The organism is Methanofollis tationis, from assembly GCF_013377755.1.
Lineage (GTDB): Archaea > Halobacteriota > Methanomicrobia > Methanomicrobiales > Methanofollaceae > Methanofollis > Methanofollis tationis.
Genome location: NZ_JABXWR010000001.1, coordinates 638,486 through 659,684 on the forward strand (window position 1 = coordinate 638,486; position 21,199 = coordinate 659,684).

Consider the following 21,199-nt stretch of genomic DNA (forward strand, 5'->3'; position numbering starts at 1 on the left):
TCAGGCGCCGGTCTGCCCCTCAGGGACGCCGGGCGGCGATGCCAATCATTATCTCCTGCGCCCTGCGATCATTCCTTATCTGGAGTGCTGGCAATGTTTCGAAAGGTGCTGTTCCCCACGGATTTCTCCGACTGCTCGTATAAGGCCCTCGAGTGCGTCAGGCAGATGCGGGGTGCGGGCGTGGAGGAGGTGGTGATCGTCTCTGTCCTTGACGAGCGGGATACCGACCTGGTGACGACCGGGATCGGGTGGCTGAGCGGGGACCGCATGGTCGAATACGACGCCGGGATCGAGAGGCGGATGCGCGAGAACATGCAGGAGCGCCTCGACGGGATGGCGGGCGTGCTGCGGGGGGCGGGCATGAAGGTGAAGACAGCAATTGAAAAGGGTGTCCCTTCCGTCGAGATCCTGGCGATTGCAAAGCGGGAGAGGGCGTCTCTGATCGTCATGGGCTCTCACGGGAAGAGCAACCTCGCCGGCGTGGTGGTGGGTTCGGTCTCGGAGGAGGTGCTCAGGCGATCGAGTGTGCCTGTCCTGATCATCACGCGCGAGATGCAGGGCGGGTGCCGGAGCCAGGGGGAAGAGTAGTCCGGGAGATGGGACGCCCCGCCGGCATCTCCCGGTGCGCAGGTCGGTGGTGCTGAAGGTTCGAGAGAGGCGGCGTCCGCGTTTGCATGCCGGCAGACGCATATCTCACATTCTGATCTCTACGGTTATGGACGATCCCTTCTCCCGGTGCCGCCTCCGGGAAATATATGAGGTATTTTTATATATCTCGGGCCGGCATTCACATCATGGACCCTCTGATCCAGGTCACGCCGCCGGGCCCACGCGCCCGTGCCGTCCTTGAGCGCGACGCCGGGGTGGTCTCGCAGTCGATGGTGCGGGCCTACCCGCTGGTCCTCGAGCGTGCGGAGGGCACGAACCTCTGGGACGTCGACGGGAACCGTTACCTCGACTTCACCGCCGGGATCTCGGTGATGAACGTGGGCTGGAACCACCCGGCGGTCGTCGGGACGGTGCGGGAGCAGGTCGGCCGCCTCTCCCATGCCGCCTTTCTGGATTTCTGCTCCGAGGTGCCGGTGCGGTTTGCCGAGGAATTGGTCGGGATGCTTCCGGGCGGGCTCGACCGCCTCTACTTCTCCAACTCCGGGGCCGAGACGGTGGAGGCCGCCCTCAAACTCGCCCGCCACCATACGAAGCGGAAGTATTTCATCTCTTTTTACGGCGGTTTCCACGGCCGGACCTACGGGGCGCTTTCCCTGACGGCGGCGAAGGTGATCCAGAGGAAACACTTCGGGCCGTTTCTCCCGGTGGTGCATGCACCCTATCCCGACCCCTACCGTCCGCTCTGTCCGTGTGCGGGCGACGAGTGCGCCCTCGATGCGATCAGGTACATTAAAGAGGAGATCTTCAGGACCGAGGTCTCGCCCGAGGAGGTGGCGGCGATCGTCGTCGAACCGGTGCAGGGGGAGGGGGGCTACATCGTCCCGCCCCGCCCATTCCTGCGGGCCCTGCGGGACCTCTGCGACGAGCACGGGATCCTCCTGGTCGCCGACGAGGTGCAGAGCGGGTGCTACCGGACCGGGCGGTTTCTCGCCTCCGAGCATTCGGGCGTGGTGCCCGACATCGTCTGCCTTGCCAAGGCGCTCGGCGGGGGGCTTCCGCTCGGCGTCACCGTGGCCTCCGACGAGGTGATGACGTGGCCGCCGGGCTCGCACGCGAGCACCTTCGGCGGGAACTGCGCCGCCTGCGCCGCAGGGCTGGCCGTGCTCTCGGTGATGCGCGAGGAGGGGTTTGGCGAGCGGGTGAGAGAGACCGGGGAGCACCTCCTCGCCGGGCTGCGGGGGTTGATGGACCGGCACCGGATCGTCGGCGACGTGCGGGGGATCGGGCTGATGGCGGCGATAGAACTGGTGCGGGACAGGGAGACGAAAGAGCCCGCCCGCGAGGAGCGGAACGCGATCCTCAGGCGGGCGTTCGAGGCCGGGCTCACCCTCCTGCCCGCGGGCGAGTCGGCGATCCGGTTCTCTCCGCCGCTGACGATCCGGCCGGCCGAGATCGATGCCGGGCTCCGGGTCCTCGACCGGGCGATGGAGGGATACTGAAAGAGAGGTTTGGAAAATGAAACAGAAGATCACGTACGTGAGCCTTGAGTCTGATGCGAGCATGCACGTCTCGTACGAGGCGGCGCTTTCCGGGTTTGAACGGAACTTCGGCCATCGGTATCCGCTCTATATCGGGGGGAAAGGCTTTGAGCCGGCCGGGGATTTCGCGGTGCGCTCGCCGATCGATAGGGACATCGTCATCGGGTATTTCCAGGAGGCCGGAGAGAACGAGGCGCACGCGGCGATCCGCGTGGCGAAGGAGGCGTTTCCCGCCTGGAGCGGGACCGACCCCGCAGAGCGGATCGGGGCGCTGCGCAAGGCGGCCGATCTCCTCGAGCGGCAGGTCTTCGATCTTGCCGCCCTGATCACGATCGAGGCCGGGAAGACGAGGGGGGAGGCGGTGGCCGAGGTCGGCGAGGCGGTGGAGATGATCCGCTACTACGCCGCGCTCTACGAGAAGAGCGATCATTTCACGATCAGGCTGCAGCCCGAGGCGCCGGGCGGGGTGAGCCGGAGCGTCATGCGCCCGCACGGCGTCTGGGCGGTGATCTCCCCCTTCAACTTCCCGCTCGCCCTCGCCGCGGGGATGGCCTCCGCCGCCCTCCTCACCGGGAACACGGTGGTGATGAAGCCGGCGAGCGCCACCCCCCTGACCGGGATCCGCCTCTACGAGGCCTTCATCCAGGGCGGCGTGCCTGCCGGGGCGGTAAACCTCATCACCGGCCCGGGCGCCCCCTTCGGCGAGGCGGTGACCTCGAGCCCTGACGTCGACGGGATCGCCTTCACCGGATCGCGGGAGGTGGGGATGTGGCTCCAGCGCGCCTTTGCGGTGAAGCAGCCCTACCCGAAACCGTTCATTGCCGAGATGGGGAGCAAGAACCCCTGCATCGTGACCGACAAGGCCGACCTGGATAAGGCGGTTGATGGGGTGGTGCGGTCGGCGTTCGGCTACGGCGGGCAGAAGTGCAGCGCCACCTCGCGGGTCTACGTCCACCGGGACGTGGCCGAGGCGTATGCGAGGGCGCTTGTTGCGCGCACCGAGGAGTTGAAGGTGGGCGACCCCCGCGAGCGTGACGTCTCCGTCGGCCCCCTGATCTCGGAGGCGGCGCAACGGACCTATGAGGCGGCGGTGGCGCTCGTCCTGAAGGACGGCGGCCGGGTGATCACCGGCGGGGGGGTCTGCTCTGAGGGCAGCCGCGCGCGGGGCCATTACGTGCGCCCGACGATCGTCGCCGGGCTGGCGCAGGACCATCCCCTGATGCGGGACGAACTCTTTGTGCCGCTCCTCTGCCTCAGGACCTTCGCCTCGCTCCCCGAGGCGGTCGGCCTCGCGAACGAGACTGAGTTCGGGCTGACGGCCGGGATCTTCTCCGAGGACGAAGGGGAGGTCGATTACTTCTTCGATCACATCCGTTTCGGCGTCTGCTATGCGAACCGGCAGGGCGGGGCGACGACCGGGGCGTGGCCGGGCAGACAGTCTTTCGGCGGGTGGAAGGCGAGCGGCTCGACAGGCCGGGGGGCCGACGGGCCGTATTACCTGTTTTCGTATCTCAGGGAGCAGGCGCAGACCAGGCTGTGATCCCCGCGTCACCTTTTTCCCTTCCGGTGCCCATCCCCCTGCATGACGCCCCCGGAGAGATGGGCGCTCCCCGACCTCGAGGCCGCCGCGGCGCGGTGCAGGGAGCGCAACGCCGCCGGGATCAGGTGCATCCTCTCCCCCCTGGGGGAGTATGCCGGGGACGGGGCCGTGGCCGACCGGGCCGGGGTGGCGTACCGTGCGGCGATAGGGCTGATCGCCGCGGAGGGCCTCGATGCCGCCGTCGCCGTGAAACTCTCGGCCCTCGGTGCGGGCCTGGAGGATTGGGACGACCGCCTCGGGCGTATCGTGGACGAGGGGCGACGGCGGCATGTGGGGATCGAGATCGACATGGAAGGGGCCGCCCTGGTGGGCCCGGCGATCGCCTCGGCAGAGGCGGCGGCGGCCTCCGGCGCCCCGCCCGGCCTTGCGGTGCAGGCCTACCTGGACCGGTCGCCGGAGGATCTCAGCCGCATCCTGCGGGCCGGGATCACCCCGCGGCTGGTGAAGGGCGCCTATCTCGGGGACACCGGCGATTTTTCTGATATTCAACGGCGGTTTCTCGACCTCGCCGCCATCGCCCTGGAGTCGGGGCGGCCCTTCTCGGTCGGCACCCATGACCCCGATCTCCTGGGCCGGATCGTCCAGACCGCAGATCGCCGCCTGGTCGAGTTTGGTTTTCTGATGGGGCTTGCAGACGGCGCGAAGGTCCGCATGGCCCGGGAGGGGTGGCGGGTGGCGGAGTACGTCCCCTTCGGGGAGGAGCGGGCGGCATATGAGGGGCGGCGGCGGAGGTACCTCAGGTCGATCGCCGCTCTCGGGCGGTCTCCGGTGCTGTAGGGTTGCGATACGCTCGCGCAATGGGAACGGGTTGTTTTTGTTGTGCTGATGGGAAGACTGGTTGTTCTCAAGATATATCTTCGACAGGAGGTGGTTTTATGCTGGCAAAACTGTGATCGGGGCAGGTATGGCCGGTTTCCCTTTTCCTGATCTCGCCCAGGCCTTCCCGGTCCAATACCCGCGGGGATGCGGGGCGGGCGGTTGATCTGCATGCTGGTGGCGGGGGGCCTGCCGCCCCCCGGTCCCCCCGCAAAATACGATTGGTGCGGAGATGGCAGACCTCCTCCCCTGGACTTCGCCCTTGCCTTCCCGGCCCAATCGCACGCGGGGGTCCGGGGGCAGAGCCCCCGGCGGGCAGCGTGGGGAAGGCAGTCGATCGGTACGCTGTGTTCGGGAAGAGGATCGGCATGCCGTTGGCGGGGGCCTGCCGCCCCCCGGACCCCCCGCAAAATACGATTGGTGCGGAGATGGCAGACCTCCTCCCCTGGACTTCGCCCTTGCCTTCCCGGCCCAATCGCACGCGGGGGTCCGGGGGCAGAGCCCCCGGCGGACAGCGTGGGGAAGGCAGTCGATCGGTACGCTGTGTTCGGGAAGAGGATCGGCATGCCGTTGGCGGGGGGCCTGCCGCCCCCCGGACCCCCCGCCGATTGCGATTGAGGGGATGATGGATGTTCGCCTCTCCGGTCCGACCGTTCCCTCAGGTCCTGGGCAATCGTGTGCGGGGGTCCGGGGGTAAGAGCCCCCGGCCAAGAATGCGGAAAGGGAAAAAAAAGATTCTATCCTCAGGCACCGGTCACATACCGCTCCGGCACCAGGATCTGGAGGGTATAGGACTTGATCGACCTGGTGTTGATCACGAGCCAGTAGTCGCGGCCACCCTCAAAGAACCGCTCCTTCCATGCCTCCCTCCGAATCGCCGGATCGAAGTCCTTACCCGTAATAAAGTCAGAGTCTCTCTTCGTGACGATCCTGACGAAGCGGTTCGGGTCGGTCGCATCCATCACCTGGATGTTCAGAAGGGAAAACTCGGTGTTGTAGGCCTCGGCGTCGTACGCGAGCTCCCAGTAGGGGTACGGGATGGAGATAATGTCGGTCGTCCCGCTCCCCGACCCCCTGACGACGGCATAGACCGCCATCGCCTTTGAGGGGGCGCCCTCAGACGGCGGCACCGACATCGCCGCCTGCGGCGCCGAAGCATTGATCCCGTACGAAGCCGGGTCCACGAAACCGACCGTCTTCGCCCGCCCGTCCCAGGCCGGGACGGGTTCGGGTGTCGGGACGGCTGTCGTCCTCGGAATGGCCGTGGTCGAGAACGTCGTCGCCGCAGCCCCCTCCTCCGGCGCCAGGAACAGGACGGGCCCGTCAGAGAGCGCCGGTTTTACGACGAGCGCCACGACGACCACGATCGCCACGGCGGCGATCAGGCTGATCAGGTCTTCCCTCTCCATCTTCCAACCAGTATTTCTGCCATGGGGATAAATATGCTTCCATCCTCGAATATCTGATTATATCTCTCGATATTATGAATAAACATGGCATACCCGTTATCGACAAAATAAGTTAATTTATATAGTATGACAATAAGTACATTATCAGGAATGTTGGATGGGTCCAGCGTTCACTGATCTACAATTGGGTGAAGTATTATGAAACAGTACAGAAAGAACGATGAGGCATTCACCGGTCTCGAGGCTGCGATCGTGTTGATCGCATTCGTCGTGGTGGCCGCTGTGTTCTCATATGTGATGCTCGGCGCCGGGTTCTTCACCTCCCAGAAGAGCCAGGAGGTTGTGCACACCAGCGTGGTACAGGCCAGTTCCAGCATGGAAATCCGCGGTGATGTCTATGGTCTGAAGAACTCGACCACTGGTGATATTTCGGCGATTCAGTTCACAGTTGCCCTCACTGCAGGCGGATCCCCGGTCGATATCAACAAGACGGTATTGACCTATATGACTGCTGATGTAGTTTCGACCCTTAATCGTACTGCGACATCTGTGAGTACTACAGAGGGTAACTGGACAGTGTCCGAGAAACAGAACGCAGACACTGACTGGCTCCTTGATAGTGGCGAGCAGTTTGTGATCAAAGCATACCTCCCGACTAATTATTATCTCCCTGCTAACATGCCATTCAGCATTGAGATCCGCCCCGATGTCGGTGCAGCCCTCGGTCTGAAGAGGACCGTCCCGGCCCAGATCGACGCGGTGAACCTCCTCTACTAACCCCCTTTTTTTTGAGGTCAAACTCTGAAACAGGGAATGGTGACGTGGAATGTCGGTGAATCAGTCACAGGTTGACCAGATCCTCGGGGCGGCGTCGGCCGACGACCCGGAGGCAAAGCTCGAGAACCTTGAGCGGGAGGTGGACGTCCTCAAGGCCTCGGTGAAGAAACTCTTGATCGATATCCGGGAGCGGATGAACGAGATGGAGAACCCCTTCACCCTGGGCGTGCAGGGAGGGTTCCGGCCTGCCCCCGTGGAGGAGGCGCCCGCCTCCCCTGAGGAGGAAAAGATCGAAGAGCCCGCGGCCCTCACCCAACCGGCGGCGAAGACGCCGGCGCCCCTCCCGCAGCCCCAGCAGGGGATCCCGGCCGATCTCCTCGCGGGCCTCCAGGCCCAGATCGCCGCCGCCGACGCCCTGGTCCCGAAGGCGCCGGCGAAGGCGGAGAAGCTCCGGCTCCAGAAGGTCCACAACCTCTTCGAGTGGACCGGGAAGGCGGTCAAAAAATACGGCTTCGACCGCCTGGAGATGATGCTCGACTCCTATGCCACGATGGGCTACTTAGAGCGCGACGAGGTGGCGCAGGTCAGGGAGATCGCCCGCCTGATGCCGGCCTCCCTGGGAGAGGCCGACGAGATGAAGGCCGAGGACTTCGTCTCAGAGCTCTATGTCCTGAACCGGATCCTCGACCCCACCGACACCTCCCTGGACCGCGACATGATCGCCGTCCTGATGGACAACAAACGGGCGAAGGGGACCCCGGCAAAAGAAGGGCGCAAAGAGAGGGAGCCTGGCGAGGACTGGCTCGAATCCCTGGAAAGGATATGATGAATGTCGAGCGAAACCATCACCACCGCCATATTCCTGATCACCGCAGTAATAGCGGCGGCGGTGCTGGCGAACGCCATCTTTCCGATCATCTACACCGTCTCTGACACCGCCGGCTCCACCGCCCACGCCGCGGACCAGCGGATCCGCACCGACATCAAGATCATCAACACCTTCGCCTCGGGCGGTTCGGCCGACATCTGGCTCAAGAACATCGGTTCGGCCAGGATCTCGGCGAACGAGATCGCCGGCGCCGACATCTTCATCGGCGCCCCGGGGAATTTTGAACGGGTCTCCTACGGCACCGACTGGACCTACACGATCCTGGACGGCGGGACCGACTACTGGACGACCGGCAAGACAGTGCACATCGAGATCGACTCGGCGATCATCCCGACCGGCACCGGCGACACCGTCTACTTCCAGATCGTCCTTCCGGGCGGGTCGGTGAGATCGACCGAATTCACGGTGGGGGGCTGACGGGATGAGTGCAGGTTCCCTCATCGCCTCCGCCGTCGCGATCATCATGATCGTCGTCGCCGCCTACGCCGTCATCGGCGGCACCCTGGTCACCGCCGAGGTGGTCGCCGGCGCCCAGTCAGACCAGGTCCGCCAGCAGGAGGCGCGGCTCCACACCGCCGTCGCCATCGTCGGGCACACCCTCGACGCCGGCGCCTCGACCCTCTACCTCGACGTCGAGAACACCGGCAGCGAGACGATCCTTGCCTTCGACGAGATGGCGGTCTTCACCCTGGCCGGCGGTTCGGCGCCGGTCTACTACGCCTATGGCGAAGGGAGCGGGACATGGTCGTGGCTCTCCATCGAGCCCGACACCGTCCACCCCCACGCCCTCGACCCCGGCGAGGTGATGAACATCTCGGTCAGGTACGCAGGCGGGGCGCCCGAATGGGCGCAGGTGACCACGCCGAACGGGGTGTACGACTCCGCATATCTCTGAGGTGAACATGAACGAACGAGAGGACAAAGGAGGCGGCGTTACCGGGGACGAGGGCAAGAAGATCCTCTCCACCGGCAACTCAGAGCTCGACAAAAAGATCGCCGACGGCCTCCCCCTCGAGTCGCTCACCCTCATCGAGGGGGAGAACGACACCGGCAAGAGCGTCCTGACCCAGCAGATCATCTGGGGGGCCATGCGCCAGGGGCTCAACGCCGACCTCTTCACCACCGAGAACACCAGCAAGAGTTTCCTCACCCAGATGGAATCGATGAGTCTGGATATTTCCGACTACTTCGCCTGGGGCTACCTCCGGATCTTCCCCCTCCACAGCGTCGGCTTCGAGTGGAAGAAGGACGAGATGCAGGGCGTCCTGCAGGCGCTCATCACCCATATGCAGACAAGCGTCGCCGAAGTGATCGTCATCGACTCCCTCACCCTCTTCACCGAGTACGCCTCCACCGACATGATCCTGGCCTTCTTCACCAACTGCAAAAACCTCGTCGACCACGGCAAGACGATCCTCGTCACCCTCCACACCTACGCCTTCGAGGCCGAGACCCTGGTGCGGATCCGCTCCATCTGCGACGCCCACCTCTTCATGAAAAAGGCCCTCGTCGGGAGCAAATACGTGATGATGCTCGAGGTGGGGAAGGTGCGCGGCGCCCAGAAGACGACGGGCAACATCATCAGCTTCGAGGTGCACCCCGGTTATGGCATGAAGATCATCCCGATGACCTTTGCGCGGGTATAATTATGGCCTCCACACTGTCCATCCCGATCATGCTCCCCTTCAAGCCCGAGCCCAACGAGGACCTGAGCGGATGCCTGGCCGATCTCGAATCTTCCTCCCTCTTTCGGATGCTCCCGAACAACGCCCGGGAATATGTCCGCAACAGCCCTCACCTCCTCGAGTACCTCAACATCCTGCCGGTGAACACCTACGGCATCCCGCTCTTCTTCCCGGAACTGACGCGCGAAGCCAAAAAAATGGAAAACTTAAACCTGATCTACCCGGCCGGCTCCGACACCTTCATCCACATCCTCCAGGACCCAAACGACGTCCGGAACTATTACATCCCGATCGAGCCCTCCTTTCTCCACAGCGTCACCTCCCTGATGCCGGCCGTCGAGCGCCGCCTCATCGACCTCCTGGACGCCCTCGAAGAAAACCCGGGCACTGAGGAGGAGCGCATCGTCGTCCTCAAGCGGCTGGTCGGGGAGATCATCTATGTCAAAAAAGAGGGGGAAGATATCGGAAGCCTGCTCGGCGGCGGGGGCGGCCGGTCCCTGAAGGAGCGGGTCGTCACCTTCTTAAACACCGATTTCACCGCAAAGAAAAAACAGGGCGAAGGGGACGACGACGCCGGGATCACCAGGCTTTCTGACGGCCGGATCGTCGTCAGCCAGCAGGAGTACAGCGCCCTCGAGTACATGCTGCTGCGGGACAAGATCGGGATGGGCGTTCTCAAGCCTTTCCTCTCAGACCCGTACATCGAAGATATCACCTGCGACGGCGTCGGCCCGATCTTCGTCGAGCACAAGATCTTCAGCGGGCTCAAGTCAGTCGTCGGCTTCACCAACACCCACGACCTCGACATCTTCGTCATCAAGATGGCCGAGCGGATAAAACGGCCGATCACCTACCGCAACCCGGTCGTGGACGCCACCCTCCCTGACGGCTCCCGTATCAACATCGTCTACGGCACCGATATCAGCCGCCACGGCAGCAACTTCACGATCCGTAAGGTAAACGAAGAGCCCCTCTCCGTCCTCCACCTCATCGAGTCGAACACCTGCGACTACACGGTCGCCGCCTACCTCTGGATCTGCCTGGAGTTCGGCATGTCCCTCTTCGTGAGCGGGGAAACGGCCAGCGGAAAGACGACGAGCCTCAACGCCATCACCACCTTCCTCCCGCCGGAGAACAAGATCGTCACCATCGAGGACACCCCCGAGCTGACCGTCCCCCATAAAAACTGGACGCGGGAGGTCGCAAAGGCGAAGGGAAAGAGCGAGGGCGACGGTTCAGAAGTGACGATGTTCGATCTCTTAAAGGCGGCCCTCAGACAGCGCCCCAACCAGATCCTGGTCGGTGAGATCCGTGGCGTCGAAGGGAGCGTCGCCTTCTCGGCCATGCAGACCGGCCACCCGGTCATGAGCACCTTCCACGCCGCCTCGGTCGAGAAACTGATCCAGCGTCTCTGCGGCGACCCGATCAACATCCCGAAAACGCACGTGGACAACCTCAACATCGTCATCATCCAGAGCGCCGTGCGCCGCCCCGGCGGCGGGACGGTACGACGGATGCTCAGCATCAACGAACTCGTCGGCTACGACCCGCAGACGCAGGGCTTCTCCTTCGTCGAGATGTTCCACTGGGACCCGGTCACCGACCAGCACGTCTTCACCGGGAACGGGAGCAGTTTCCTCCTGGAAAACAAGATCGCAACCATGCTCGGCATCCCGGAAAGCAAGAGGAACGAGATCTACTATGAAGTCGAGAAGCGGGCGAACATCCTCAAACGACTGCATAACGCCGGATACATCAGGTTCTGGGACCTCTTCCACATGATCGCCAAGATCAAGAAGCAGGGTCTTCTCACTATCGAGGTCTGAGATGTTCGAATCGCTGAAGGACAGGGTGAGCAAGGCGAACGGGGGCGAAATCCCCTTTGAGGACCAGATCGACGGCGTCAGAAAAAAAATCGAGACGCTCTCGGATAACAAAAAGATGGAGGGCGACCTCGTCTTCATGACCACCTATATGGCCTCGGCGATGACCGCCAACGTCTCGCGGCCTGAACTCTTCGAGTACACCGCCCGCAGGCACGAGTACATCTCGACCAAATATATCCGCCGGGTCGTCGATTTTGTCAACCAGTGGCATTACAGTTACTCTGAAGGGCTCACCATGGTGGGCGAGCGGGTCGAAAACCCCATGCTCAGAAACATGTTCAACCGCTTCGCCAATGCGATCGACTCCGGCGTCCCTGACGGCGAGTTCCTGGCAATGGAGCTGAACACCGCCAGGAGCATGTACCGCAACACCTTCGAGCAGGGCTTTGAGATGCTGAAGAAGTGGGGCGACGCCTATATCGCCCTGCTCTTCTCCTCCATGCTGGTGGCGATCATCATCATGATCTCGGTCGCCATCTATGCGCCCAGCGGGATCGACTCCGCCCTGAACACCTCGTATGCGCTTGTCCTCCTGACGGCCGGCTTCGGCGTCGGCCTGATGTATAAGGCCGTCCCGGTCGACGAGAAGACCCTCGACCGCTCGATGAACGGCTGGTGTTCGCGGGAGCAGGCGATGATCCGCCGCCTCCAGACACCGGTGCTTGCGATCACCGCCGTGGCCGCTCTCCTCCTCCTCCTCATGGGCGTGAACACCGGCATGGTCTTTCTCCTGATCGGCCTCCTCTTCGCTCCCATCGGGATCATCGCCTACGTGGACAACTACAACGTCGTCATGCGGGACGAGGACTTTCCCGCCTTTATCAGGGGCGTCGGCTCGATCATGGAGGGGAAGGGCACGACGGTGGTCGAGGCGATCCGGGAGATCGACCGCAAATCGCTTGTCACCCTTGAACCCCTGATCAACTCGGTCTATACGAAGCTGAACCTCGGCCTCGACGAAGCGCTCGTCTGGGAAAAATTCATCGGAGACTGCGGGACAAACCTGATTGCAAAGTACATGAACATCTTTCGGGACTCGGTCGCCCTTGGCGGCGCTCCCGGCGTCATCGGAAAGATCGTCGGTTCCTCCATGCTCTCGCAGGTGCTCCTGCGCAGAAAGAGGGACATGGTGGCGACGGGCTTTATCGTCCTCCTGATCCCGATGCACATCGCGATGATCGGCATCTTCCTGACGCTCTACGAGGTGCTGCACACGATGTCCGAGGCGATCGAGAGCGTGATGTCGACCCTCGGGGAGAGCGGGGCGGCGCTGAGCGGGTCCGGATCGGTTGCGGGATCGATGACCGGGTCGATGAACCTCTTCGTCAACTTTCCTGAGGACAAGATGGTCCCCTATGTGATGACCATCTCCCTGATGATCACGGTGGCGAACATCTTCGCCGGCAAGATCGTGATGGGCGGCGACCGCTACATGTACTTCTTCCTCTCGGCCGTCCTATTTACCCTCACAGGACTGCTGGTGCTGATCGTCCCGCCGCTCATCAGCAGCTTCTTCCAGATCCCCCAGTTCGGAGCGGTGTAAGCATGAGAAAACCAGAACTTCCATCGATAAGTCCGAAAACCCGGCGAACGCTGATCTTTCTGGTGACCGTCGCCGCCGGCTCCCTCCTCATCCTCTACGACCTCCCCACAGAGTACCTGCTGGGAGGGACGATCGCCGCGGGGTGCATCGTCCTCCTCGCCTTCGGTGCGATCAGACTCTCTGACTTAAGGCCGAAGAACATCAGGGAAGGGCTGAAGGCGTGGGTTGCCGGGAGAAAACAGCGGCCGCAAAAGAAAGACGCCCCGAAAGAAAAGATCGGCAGCAGAACCACTGCAGCCCCGGAAGAAAAAGGCGGGAGAGTGCGTGCCGCACTGGCCTCACTCTCAGGCGTCGTCCACGGCGGTGCAGGGCGGTTAAAGGCCTCGTTGTTCCACAAAGACGAGACCTTCAAGAAAATCGATACGATCCTTGACGCAGAGATCGCCGGCGGTGCCGCATCAAACGGGCCCGATACCTCTGCGGCGGTTCAGGGCGGAGAGAACGCTCCGGCCCCACTTTCAGGTGCGGCCGATCCCTTCTTCGACATCAGCGAGGAAGACCTTGAAAACCTCACGCTGGACGGCGAGGAAATCGACCAGACTGGATCTCCCGTCGATATAACGCTGGACGATGAGATCCCGTCGCTCGCCTCGAACGATTCGATCGTCTCCGAGATCTTCCGGGCGAATGCCGCCGAACTTGAAGAATTTTCAGAGCTGGGGGACATCAGCGAACTCGACGAAACGCTCGGGGAGATCGGCGGTGTCGATCTCGACGCTCTCGATCTTTCTGAGGAAGATCTCTCGGAGATCACGCCTGATACCGGATCCCAAGACGACGCCCCGGAGGATGCCCTGGCCGACAACGCCTCGATCCTTCCCGAAATCCCCGAGGAGCCAGAAGAGGAGGAGGCCCCTGAAGAGGAGAACCTGGTGGCGTTTGCATCGGGCGGCGGTTCCGACTCACTCATGGACATCCTCAAGAGCGATGTCAAACAGAGGAAAAAAGGAGATTACAACAGTCTTCTGCGGGGCATGAAAGGGATGAAGATCAACGCGGACGATCTGGTCGACGAACTTGAAGAGACATTGAAAGCGCTTGAGGGCGGATCGACGGTGAAGAAACATGGCTAGCGTTCCGGTAAAAATTGAAGACGGGGATCGGTGGGCCGTAGCAAAGGTCTCGATCGAGAAAGACGGGCTGAAGGCATCTGGCGACGTGACGCTGGACATCCCGTACAGGTCCATCATCGATCTGGAAGCAAAAGGGAATGTCCTCATCATCACCACAAAAGAGCGGGAGAATCAGCCCTACAGGCTTGCATCGGTGGAAAAAGTGCTGAACGTGCTCAAGCGGCAGATCCTCCTCTCCTGCAGCGCGTACCGTCTCAGCACCTTCTTTATGTCCCCGGCGATCAGGGGCGGCGTGCTCGTCCAGAACGCCGTATGGGAAAAAGGAGGGATCGCCGTACTAAAATCCGGGATCTGGTTCTTCTCGCAGGATCACCAGATCTGTGTCCCTCTCTCCGACGTCGCCTCGATCGAACTGACAACGCGTGAGGTCCAGGGCAAAGACCTCGATGTCGTGAAGATCGACCATATTGAGGATACCGACGTCGTCACCAGTTTTGTGCTCTGTCCGCTCACGACACTCCAGGTGCTCTATAATTTCCTCAAGGAATCCACGAAAAGCATGGACATGGACGGTGCCGAACTCGACCCGAAATCTGCGCAGGTCGCCATGCTCGTCTACAGCGGGATGGACACCGCGGCGATCGAGAACATGCTCGCCATCTCGCATAAAGAGGTCGACCGCGTCTACGATGCCCTGATCGGTCTTGGCCTCGCAGAGGTCGTGGTAATACGCAGGGAGATTAAACTGACCACGAAAGGAGTCAGATATATCACAGATGCGACAAAAGTATAAAATTTATGGCTTCGTTGAAACCCTCCAGTAGTCCGGTTCCGCGCTAAAGCAAAGATCTATAAGAATCGTTGCTCCTTGAGTTAATGACCAAACCAACACCAAGGAGCAGAGATAGTGTCAACGAACCGGTATATCAACCTTATCGAAAGCATCTGTTCAGTACTCCGATCTTCCCATCTGCCTCTTTATTCCTGCAAATACTCCCGGAAAACGTATACTCAGCATCAACTCATGGCTATTCTTCTCTTTCGTGAAGCTCTTCGCACTGACTATCGCTCGACCGTTGAGCTCATCGATCTAATGGACGGAGTCAAAGAGATCCTTCAGCTTGATCAGGTCCCCCACTACTCAACCATCCATAAGTTCATGGCCCGTATTCCTTCTGTTTTCTTCTCGATACTCCTGAATAAAACTCTGAAACTCTTCTATTCCTGGGGTGAAATCATTCCAATAACCGCCATCGATTCTTCAGGTTTCACCAGTTCGTACGCCAGCCATTATTATTCCTGGCGGACTGGAAAGATGCGGAAAAACTTCGTGAAAACCACGATAGCGATAGATACGCTCAAGCAAGTGATCATCTCCTTCAAGATCTCGCTCAAACCGGTACATGATGTAAAACATGCAGAGCCACTTCTCAGGCAGTGCCGGAGGACGAGAAAGACCGGGTGCTATGTGATGGATAAAGGATACGATTCAGAGGAACTTCATCGCCAGATCCGGGAAGAGATTGGGGCTGATTCAGTGATACCAGTCAGAACATGGAACGGAAAGATCTATTCGGGCAAATATAGGCAAGAGATGTATGCTTCCTTTGACGCTGAACGGTATGCTGAGAGAAACAAGGTCGAAACAGCGTTCTCGGTCATGAAAAGAAAGTTTGGAGAGGGGCTGAAAGCACGAATATTTTGGTACCAGATCAAGGAGATCAAGATCAAACTGATACTCCATAACCTCACGAAGGCGATTCAGGCGATCGTGGTTCTTGTAGTGGTCGAGGAATTCAACAAAGCCAAATTTATAAAATTTCGATGATGTGAAAATAATAATCTATTTATTCTAAACTGATCAATTATTTTTAGAGCGCATTATGGGTAGAATTCTTGTCGTCGACGACACACTGTTCATGCGGACCCTCCTGAAAAATATCCTCTTCTCGGGGGGCCATACGATCGTGGGAGAGGCTGAGAACGGCGATGACGCCATCGCAAAATATCAGGAATTGAATCCCGACCTTGTCACCATGGACATTGTGATGCCGAAGAAGAACGGCATCGACGCCTTAAAGGGCATCAAAACGATCGACCCGAACGCAAAGGTGATCATGTGCACCGCGGTCGGCCAGGAACAGATGGTAAAACTCGCCGTCAAGACCGGCGCCAGAGGGTATATCGTCAAACCGTTCCAGGCTCCAAAGGTGCTCGAGGAGGTGAAAAACGTCCTTGGGGCTTGATCATGATCAGGGTACTCATCGTCGATGATTCAATATTTATTCGCACAATACTGAAAGATTTCCTCAGCAAATCTCCTGACATCGAGGTCGTGGGGACGGTGTCCGACGGTGTCGAGGCACTCTCCCTGATCGACGATCTCAAACCCGACGTGATGACGCTCGACATCGAGATGCCCAGGATGACCGGGATCGATCTGCTCAGGAAGATGCCGGACCTGAGCCACCGCCCGAAAGTGCTGATGCTCAGTTCGCTCACCTCGAAAGACGCCAGCCATACGAGAACGGCCCTGGCCCTCGGGGCAGACGACTTCATGCTCAAACCGCAGGAGATCTTCAGGGTGCGCGGGATCCAGGAAGAACTCGTCGCAAAGATCCTGCATCTCATCCATATCGGCCCGGCGGTCAAACAGGACGTCTCCTCGCGCGGTCTTGCCCGCAGGCTGCTGATCTTCGGCTCCTCGGCCGGGGGGCTCCAGCAGCTCGACCTCATCCTCTCGACAATCTCCCCTGACCTGGACGCCGCCGTCGTCATCACCCAGCATATGCCCGAGGGGTTCACCGCGGCCCTCGCCGATCGGTTCAACCGGATCTGTCCGCTCCCGGTAAAGGAGTCTGAGAGCGGGTGCATCCTGAATGCCGGTGAGGTCGTGATCTCCAGGTCCGGCGTCCACTCGATCGTCTCGACATTCCTCACGCGGGACGGTCACTCCGGAGGAAAAATCGTCCATTCCACCGCCCCTCCGGTCCACGCCGTCAGGCCGGCGATCGACGTGACCTTCTCGACCGCGGCAAAGATCTTCGGCGGGCGGACACTTGCGGTCATCCTGAGCGGCATGGGCAACGACTGCGGCGACGGCGCCGCAGCCGTCAAAGCGGCAGGAGGCCAGGTGTTTGCATGCAGCGAGGAGGACTGTCTGGTCTACGGGATGGCGCGCTCCGCAATGAAAAAAAATAGTGTCGACAGGGTCGTTCCTCTCCGGAGGATTCCCGACGAGGTGCAACGGGCGATCACTGCAATGGAGGGGTAACATCGTGTCAGATATGGAGGAATACAGGGGTCTGTTTGCCGTCGAGTCGCGGGAGAACAACGAGGCGATTGCCCGGGCTCTTCTCACCCTCGAAGGGGGCGAAGACCGTGAAATTGTTGACGAGATCTTCAGGGCCGCTCATACGATAAAAGGCGCCTCGGCCTCGATGGGGTTCATGAGGCTCGAGCAGCTCTGCCATTCGATGGAAGACGTCTTCGACCTGATCAGGAACGGTGAACTGCGGGCGAACGCCGCTCTCACCGATCTGCTGCTGGCCTGCACCGACCAGATCGATGCGATCCTCGATGCCATTGAGGCGGGCAGAAGCGACGACGGGGGGACCATCGAGGAACTCGTCTCGGCACTGGAAGTCTGGGTCAACGAGACGTCGTCTGAAGACCTGCCGGTCTCGGGCGACCTGCCCTCATCTGAGGACGATGCTCAGGCTCCTGCCGGGGGCCCCTGCTACCAGGTCCTTGTCACGCTCGTCCCCGACTCATCGATGAAAGATGTCAGGGCGATGATCTCACTCTCGAACCTCGAAGAGATCGGCCGCATCCTCTCGACAAACCCGGACAAAGACGGGATCGAGAACGGAAAATTCGACCGCACCTTCGAGGTGGTCCTCGAAAGCGCCGCCGGGGCCGATGCGGTCAGGATGGCGGCATCAGGCACCGACATCCAGGAGGTCGCCGTCAGGCCCTGGACCGGCGCGGCAGAGAACCGGAAGGCCGAGGGCGCGGTGCCGAAGGTCGAACACCATGAAAAGAGCCGGGAGATCAAAAACATCAGGGTCGACATTCACCTCCTCGACCAGATGATGAACCTGGTGGAGGACCTCGTCATCAACCGCGGCCGCCTGAAGCAGATTGCACAGAAAAATCAGATCAAGGAACTCGATGAAGCCCTCAATATGGTCGGGAGATCGGTCTCGGATCTCCAGAACCTGATGATGCATATCAGGATGATCCCCCTCAACCACATCTTCAACAGGTTCCCCCGCGTCGTCAGGGACGTCTCCCAGCACGACAACAAAGAGGTGGAGTTCATCATCGAGGGGGGCGAGACCGAACTCGACCGGAGCGTCATGGACGGCCTCAACGACCCGCTCCTCCACCTGATCAGGAACGCCGTCGACCACGGGATCGAGCTCCCTGCCGAGCGAAAAGCGGCGGGAAAACCCGAGAAAGGTGTGCTCCGTCTCTCGGCACGGCGCGACCGGGACAACGTCCTCATCAGGATCGAGGACGACGGCGCCGGGATCGATTACGGGAAGGTCAGGAAAAAAGCCGTTTCTCGGGGTCTGTACACCGCGGAGGACGCCGACGCCCTCAGCGAGGACGACCTCATCGAGGTGCTCTTCAACCCGGGCTTCTCGACCGCCGACGCCATCACCGACATCAGCGGCCGCGGCGTCGGGCTGGACGTCGTCAGGTCGGCGATCGAATCCCTGAAAGGCTCGATCAAGGTCTCGTCGACGCCGGGAAAGGGCACCTGTTTTGAACTCGTCCTGCCCCCCACCATGGCGATCGTCGACGTGATGATGGTCAGGATCAACGGCAAACGGTGTGCGATCCCGATCAACAACGTGGTCGAGGTCGCCATGATCAGAAGGGACGCCATCCACCGGGTGGGGGCCACCCGGGTGATCCTCCTGAGGGACGAGGTGCTGCCCCTTTTTACGCTGGACGATATGTTCGGCGGTTCGAACGGTGGCGACGTCCTTGTCGTGCTCCAGAACGGGCATAAGAAGTGCGGTATCGTCTCTGATGTGGTCGAGGGCCAGCAGGAGGTTGTGGTCAAACCGCTCAGTTCTCTCATCGGGATCTGTCCGGGTGTGAGCGGCGTCACCATTCCCGGCGACGGCGAAGTGGTCCCGGTTCTTGATGTAAACACGATGATCTAAGGAGTTCTCATGAAATTAACAGATATCCAGTCGGACGCACTTGGCGAACTCGGCAATATTGGTGCAGCGCACGCAGCAACGACACTTTCGCAGATGTTGATGACCCAGATCGATATGGACGTCCCGAAAATTTCCATCATCGATATCGCCGAATGCTACCGCTGTATCGGGGAAGAGCGTGCTGCGCTTGTCGCTTTCGGCATCAAGGGTGAAGTAAAGGGCGAGGGTTTTATCGTCCTGTATATGCCGCAGACCTCGGCGATACGCCTCACCAACACGATGCTCGGCATGACCGAGATGGACCGCGAGATGAACGAGATGGACCAGAGCGCCATCATCGAGATCGGCAACATCATGGTCTCCGCCTTCCTCGACGCCACCGCGGAACTCCTCGGTATCGTGATGCTCCCCTCCCCGCCATCCCTCTGCATGGACATGGCCCATGCCGGGATCGAGGCCGTCATTGCCGAAGTGGCGGTCAAGACCAACGATGTCGTCATCTTTAAAACGAACCTGACCAGCGACCAGTACTCGATCGACGGGGCGCTCCTGATGTTCCCTGACCCTGACCTGATCTCTGAAATCCTCGGCCTCCTTGACGCACTCACGGCACAGACCCCGGTTTGATAAGAGGGAGAAGGAATAATGGTGGAGTTTCGACCGCTTGGCATGAATGCACGCTTTATCGGGATCGGCGACTACTATGTGGGCCGCGACCCGATGACGACGATCGGGCTTGGATCGTGTGTGGCGCTGGTCCTCCACAACGAGCGCTTCGCCGTCGGAGCGATGGCCCATATCATGCTCCCTGAGAGCAAAGGCCAGGTCGAATGCCCGGGAAAATTCGCCGATACCGCCGTGACCGCGCTTCTTCACGAGATCGGAAACTACGGATCGCGCAACGGCAGTCTCTGTGCGGTACTGATCGGCGGTGCGAATATGTTCTGGTTCAACGACAACCACTTAAACATCGGCGACCGGAACATCGATGCGGTCCGCCGGAGACTGAGAGAAGAGCGGGTCTCGATACGGGCGGAGGACGTCGGCGGGAGAATCGGGCGCTCGGTCGTGTACGACCCGCAGAACCACGGCAAGATTACGATACGGCGGGCTGACGGGTCATGCACCGATCTCTGATCGCCATCGTTCTCCTTCTGGCGGCGCTCTCGCCGGCATCTGCATCGATCGTCCTGTTTCAACCGGGAACAGGCGGGATCGCCACCACATCTTTTAACGACTGCGCGAGCGGCCCTGAAGGCGAGGTATTTTTCGCCACGTCTGCCGGGCTGATGCTCTATAACGGCACCTGGACGGTCTACCAGGCCCCTCTCAAAGACGTTCCCGGAACCCTCCTCTCGAACACCGTCCTTTCCGTGGAGTTCGGGCCGGACGGTCTGCTCCGGGTGGGCACCTCGATGGGCCTCCAGCGTTTTACCGGGTCGGGGTTTGAGACGGTCGGGACGCAGGCTGCATTGAAAAACCCCTCGGTGATCGCACTGCAGCGCTGGGACGATGCGATCTGGGCCGCAACGCCGAACGGGAATGTGCACCGGATCGAGGGAGACGCCTGGCAGTGGTACAGGCCGTTTTGCGATGGGCCAGGGTGCTATGCCGTTGACGACATGGTGCTGGACCCTGAATCCTCGGTCCTCTACTGCGTTTCCGATAAGGACGGTGTATGGGCGATCGATGCAAACCAGACCGCCGGTTTCTGCATGGTCGCCGACAACGGTCTGCCGCTGAAGGGATATAGTGAGGCAGAAACCGATCCGCTCGGCGGGATCTACCTCTTTAACCGGGAGTCGGTGATGCACTACCGGGTGCCCGATGGTCTTGAACACATCCTTTCTGCCGGGGATCTCGGCCTCCATGTCGGATGGATCAACGACGTCAGCGCCGCCCCTGACGGTTCCCTCTGGATCGCCACCGATTACGGGATCTTCTGCTGGGCCGACGGGGCAGTGAAGGATCACATCTACCGTGCGCATGGCATCTGGTCGAACGTGATCAAAAGCGTATATCTGGACGCCACAGGGCGCTGCTGGTTTTCAACCCAGTCTGCGATCGGGTATTACCGGCCTGAGAACCAGACGATGGTGCGGATCCCCATCGCCGCCCCGGGCGCCTGATCCTG

21 protein-coding genes are annotated in these 21,199 nt (G+C 60.9%); 20 read left to right on the forward strand and 1 reads right to left on the reverse strand.

Annotated elements, in window-relative coordinates; all coding sequences use genetic code 11:
• Window positions 1-105 precede the first annotated feature (105 nt).
• The 4 genes from HWN36_RS03320 to HWN36_RS03335 all read left to right on the forward strand — a co-directional run bounded on the left by HWN36_RS03320 (window position 106) and on the right by HWN36_RS03335 (window position 4,524).
• Entirely contained in the window at window positions 106-588 is a 483-nt protein-coding gene (locus tag HWN36_RS03320; RefSeq protein ID WP_343044916.1) for a universal stress protein, read from the forward strand.
• A gap of 206 nt (window positions 589-794) precedes the next feature.
• Window positions 795-2,108: an acetyl ornithine aminotransferase family protein gene (locus tag HWN36_RS03325; protein WP_176788067.1), complete on the forward strand. Its 1,314-nt coding sequence runs from the start codon at window positions 795-797 to the stop codon at window positions 2,106-2,108.
• Window positions 2,109-2,124: 16 nt separating this feature from the next.
• Window positions 2,125-3,687: an aldehyde dehydrogenase family protein gene (locus HWN36_RS03330; RefSeq protein ID WP_176788068.1), complete on the forward strand. Its 1,563-nt coding sequence runs from the start codon at window positions 2,125-2,127 to the stop codon at window positions 3,685-3,687.
• Between the two features lie 42 nt (window positions 3,688-3,729).
• On the forward strand, window positions 3,730-4,524 hold the full coding sequence (locus HWN36_RS03335) for a proline dehydrogenase family protein (protein ID WP_176788069.1): 795 nt from the start codon (window positions 3,730-3,732) through the stop codon (window positions 4,522-4,524).
• 782 nt (window positions 4,525-5,306) lie between these two features.
• Here the strand turns inward: HWN36_RS03335 and HWN36_RS03340 are convergent.
• Window positions 5,307-5,972: a hypothetical protein gene (locus HWN36_RS03340; protein ID WP_176788070.1), complete on the reverse strand. Its 666-nt coding sequence runs from the start codon at window positions 5,970-5,972 to the stop codon at window positions 5,307-5,309.
• 198 nt (window positions 5,973-6,170) lie between these two features.
• Here HWN36_RS03340 and HWN36_RS03345 point away from each other — a divergent pair, with 198 nt between their 5' ends.
• From HWN36_RS03345 to HWN36_RS03420, 16 genes are all read left to right on the forward strand, one after another.
• Window positions 6,171-6,749, forward strand: coding sequence for an archaellin/type IV pilin N-terminal domain-containing protein (locus HWN36_RS03345; RefSeq protein WP_176788071.1), 579 nt, complete (start codon window positions 6,171-6,173; stop codon window positions 6,747-6,749).
• A 49-nt stretch (window positions 6,750-6,798) separates the two neighbouring features.
• Window positions 6,799-7,575, forward strand: coding sequence for a hypothetical protein (locus HWN36_RS03350; protein WP_176788072.1), 777 nt, complete (start codon window positions 6,799-6,801; stop codon window positions 7,573-7,575).
• Window positions 7,576-7,578: 3 nt separating this feature from the next.
• Window positions 7,579-8,055, forward strand: coding sequence for a flagellin (locus HWN36_RS03355; protein ID WP_176788073.1), 477 nt, complete (start codon window positions 7,579-7,581; stop codon window positions 8,053-8,055).
• Window positions 8,056-8,059: 4 nt separating this feature from the next.
• Entirely contained in the window at window positions 8,060-8,533 is a 474-nt protein-coding gene (locus HWN36_RS03360; protein WP_176788074.1) for a hypothetical protein, read from the forward strand.
• A gap of 7 nt (window positions 8,534-8,540) precedes the next feature.
• Window positions 8,541-9,284 carry an ATPase domain-containing protein gene (locus HWN36_RS03365; RefSeq protein WP_176788075.1) on the forward strand — a complete coding sequence of 248 codons (744 nt, stop codon included), beginning with the start codon at window positions 8,541-8,543 and terminating at the stop codon, window positions 9,282-9,284.
• A 2-nt stretch (window positions 9,285-9,286) separates the two neighbouring features.
• Window positions 9,287-11,149: a type II/IV secretion system ATPase subunit gene (locus tag HWN36_RS03370; RefSeq protein ID WP_176788076.1), complete on the forward strand. Its 1,863-nt coding sequence runs from the start codon at window positions 9,287-9,289 to the stop codon at window positions 11,147-11,149.
• A gap of 1 nt (window position 11,150) precedes the next feature.
• Window positions 11,151-12,752 (forward strand): archaellar assembly protein FlaJ, encoded by a 1,602-nt coding sequence (flaJ, locus tag HWN36_RS03375; RefSeq protein WP_176788077.1) that lies wholly within the window; start codon window positions 11,151-11,153, stop codon window positions 12,750-12,752.
• 2 nt (window positions 12,753-12,754) lie between these two features.
• A complete protein-coding gene (locus tag HWN36_RS03380; protein ID WP_176788078.1) occupies window positions 12,755-13,885 on the forward strand; it encodes a hypothetical protein in 1,131 nt (376 codons plus the stop codon).
• Entirely contained in the window at window positions 13,878-14,678 is an 801-nt protein-coding gene (locus HWN36_RS03385; protein ID WP_176788079.1) for a CheF family chemotaxis protein, read from the forward strand. The genes HWN36_RS03380 and HWN36_RS03385 overlap by 8 nt, the downstream gene beginning before the upstream one ends.
• A 114-nt stretch (window positions 14,679-14,792) precedes the next feature.
• A complete protein-coding gene (locus tag HWN36_RS03390) occupies window positions 14,793-15,713 on the forward strand; it encodes an IS5 family transposase (protein ID WP_176788080.1) in 921 nt (306 codons plus the stop codon).
• A gap of 55 nt (window positions 15,714-15,768) precedes the next feature.
• Entirely contained in the window at window positions 15,769-16,131 is a 363-nt protein-coding gene (locus tag HWN36_RS03395) for a response regulator (RefSeq protein WP_004038891.1), read from the forward strand.
• Between the two features lie 2 nt (window positions 16,132-16,133).
• Window positions 16,134-17,159: a chemotaxis-specific protein-glutamate methyltransferase CheB gene (gene cheB, locus HWN36_RS03400; RefSeq protein WP_176788081.1), complete on the forward strand. Its 1,026-nt coding sequence runs from the start codon at window positions 16,134-16,136 to the stop codon at window positions 17,157-17,159.
• A 13-nt stretch (window positions 17,160-17,172) separates the two neighbouring features.
• The gene (locus tag HWN36_RS03405; RefSeq protein ID WP_176789565.1) at window positions 17,173-19,065 is read left to right on the forward strand and encodes a chemotaxis protein CheA; all 1,893 of its coding nucleotides are present in this window, start codon (window positions 17,173-17,175) and stop codon (window positions 19,063-19,065) included.
• Window positions 19,066-19,074: 9 nt separating this feature from the next.
• The gene (locus tag HWN36_RS03410; RefSeq protein WP_176788082.1) at window positions 19,075-19,692 is read left to right on the forward strand and encodes a chemotaxis protein CheC; all 618 of its coding nucleotides are present in this window, start codon (window positions 19,075-19,077) and stop codon (window positions 19,690-19,692) included.
• Window positions 19,693-19,710: 18 nt separating this feature from the next.
• Window positions 19,711-20,202 carry a chemotaxis protein CheD gene (locus tag HWN36_RS03415; RefSeq protein ID WP_176788083.1) on the forward strand — a complete coding sequence of 164 codons (492 nt, stop codon included), beginning with the start codon at window positions 19,711-19,713 and terminating at the stop codon, window positions 20,200-20,202.
• On the forward strand, window positions 20,187-21,194 hold the full coding sequence (locus HWN36_RS03420) for a ligand-binding sensor domain-containing protein (RefSeq protein ID WP_176788084.1): 1,008 nt from the start codon (window positions 20,187-20,189) through the stop codon (window positions 21,192-21,194). The genes HWN36_RS03415 and HWN36_RS03420 overlap by 16 nt, the downstream gene beginning before the upstream one ends.
• Window positions 21,195-21,199 lie beyond the last annotated feature (5 nt).

Bases quoted from the DNA above. Each gene is read 5' to 3' on its own strand.
- HWN36_RS03325 (WP_176788067.1), top strand. From the start codon at position 795: ATGGACCCTCTGATCCAGGTCACGCCGCCGGGCCCACGCGCCCGTGCC.
- HWN36_RS03330 (WP_176788068.1), top strand. From the start codon at position 2,125: ATGAAACAGAAGATCACGTACGTGAGCCTTGAGTCTGATGCGAGCATG.
- HWN36_RS03335 (WP_176788069.1), top strand. From the start codon at position 3,730: ATGACGCCCCCGGAGAGATGGGCGCTCCCCGACCTCGAGGCCGCCGCG.
- HWN36_RS03340 (WP_176788070.1), bottom strand. From the start codon at position 5,972: ATGGAGAGGGAAGACCTGATCAGCCTGATCGCCGCCGTGGCGATCGTG.
- HWN36_RS03345 (WP_176788071.1), top strand. From the start codon at position 6,171: ATGAAACAGTACAGAAAGAACGATGAGGCATTCACCGGTCTCGAGGCT.
- HWN36_RS03350 (WP_176788072.1), top strand. From the start codon at position 6,799: ATGTCGGTGAATCAGTCACAGGTTGACCAGATCCTCGGGGCGGCGTCG.
- HWN36_RS03355 (WP_176788073.1), top strand. From the start codon at position 7,579: ATGTCGAGCGAAACCATCACCACCGCCATATTCCTGATCACCGCAGTA.
- HWN36_RS03360 (WP_176788074.1), top strand. From the start codon at position 8,060: ATGAGTGCAGGTTCCCTCATCGCCTCCGCCGTCGCGATCATCATGATC.
- HWN36_RS03365 (WP_176788075.1), top strand. From the start codon at position 8,541: ATGAACGAACGAGAGGACAAAGGAGGCGGCGTTACCGGGGACGAGGGC.
- HWN36_RS03370 (WP_176788076.1), top strand. From the start codon at position 9,287: ATGGCCTCCACACTGTCCATCCCGATCATGCTCCCCTTCAAGCCCGAG.
- flaJ (WP_176788077.1), top strand. From the start codon at position 11,151: ATGTTCGAATCGCTGAAGGACAGGGTGAGCAAGGCGAACGGGGGCGAA.
- HWN36_RS03380 (WP_176788078.1), top strand. From the start codon at position 12,755: ATGAGAAAACCAGAACTTCCATCGATAAGTCCGAAAACCCGGCGAACG.
- HWN36_RS03385 (WP_176788079.1), top strand. From the start codon at position 13,878: ATGGCTAGCGTTCCGGTAAAAATTGAAGACGGGGATCGGTGGGCCGTA.
- HWN36_RS03395 (WP_004038891.1), top strand. From the start codon at position 15,769: ATGGGTAGAATTCTTGTCGTCGACGACACACTGTTCATGCGGACCCTC.
- cheB (WP_176788081.1), top strand. From the start codon at position 16,134: ATGATCAGGGTACTCATCGTCGATGATTCAATATTTATTCGCACAATA.
- HWN36_RS03405 (WP_176789565.1), top strand. From the start codon at position 17,173: ATGGAGGAATACAGGGGTCTGTTTGCCGTCGAGTCGCGGGAGAACAAC.
- HWN36_RS03410 (WP_176788082.1), top strand. From the start codon at position 19,075: ATGAAATTAACAGATATCCAGTCGGACGCACTTGGCGAACTCGGCAAT.
- HWN36_RS03415 (WP_176788083.1), top strand. From the start codon at position 19,711: ATGGTGGAGTTTCGACCGCTTGGCATGAATGCACGCTTTATCGGGATC.
- HWN36_RS03420 (WP_176788084.1), top strand. From the start codon at position 20,187: ATGCACCGATCTCTGATCGCCATCGTTCTCCTTCTGGCGGCGCTCTCG.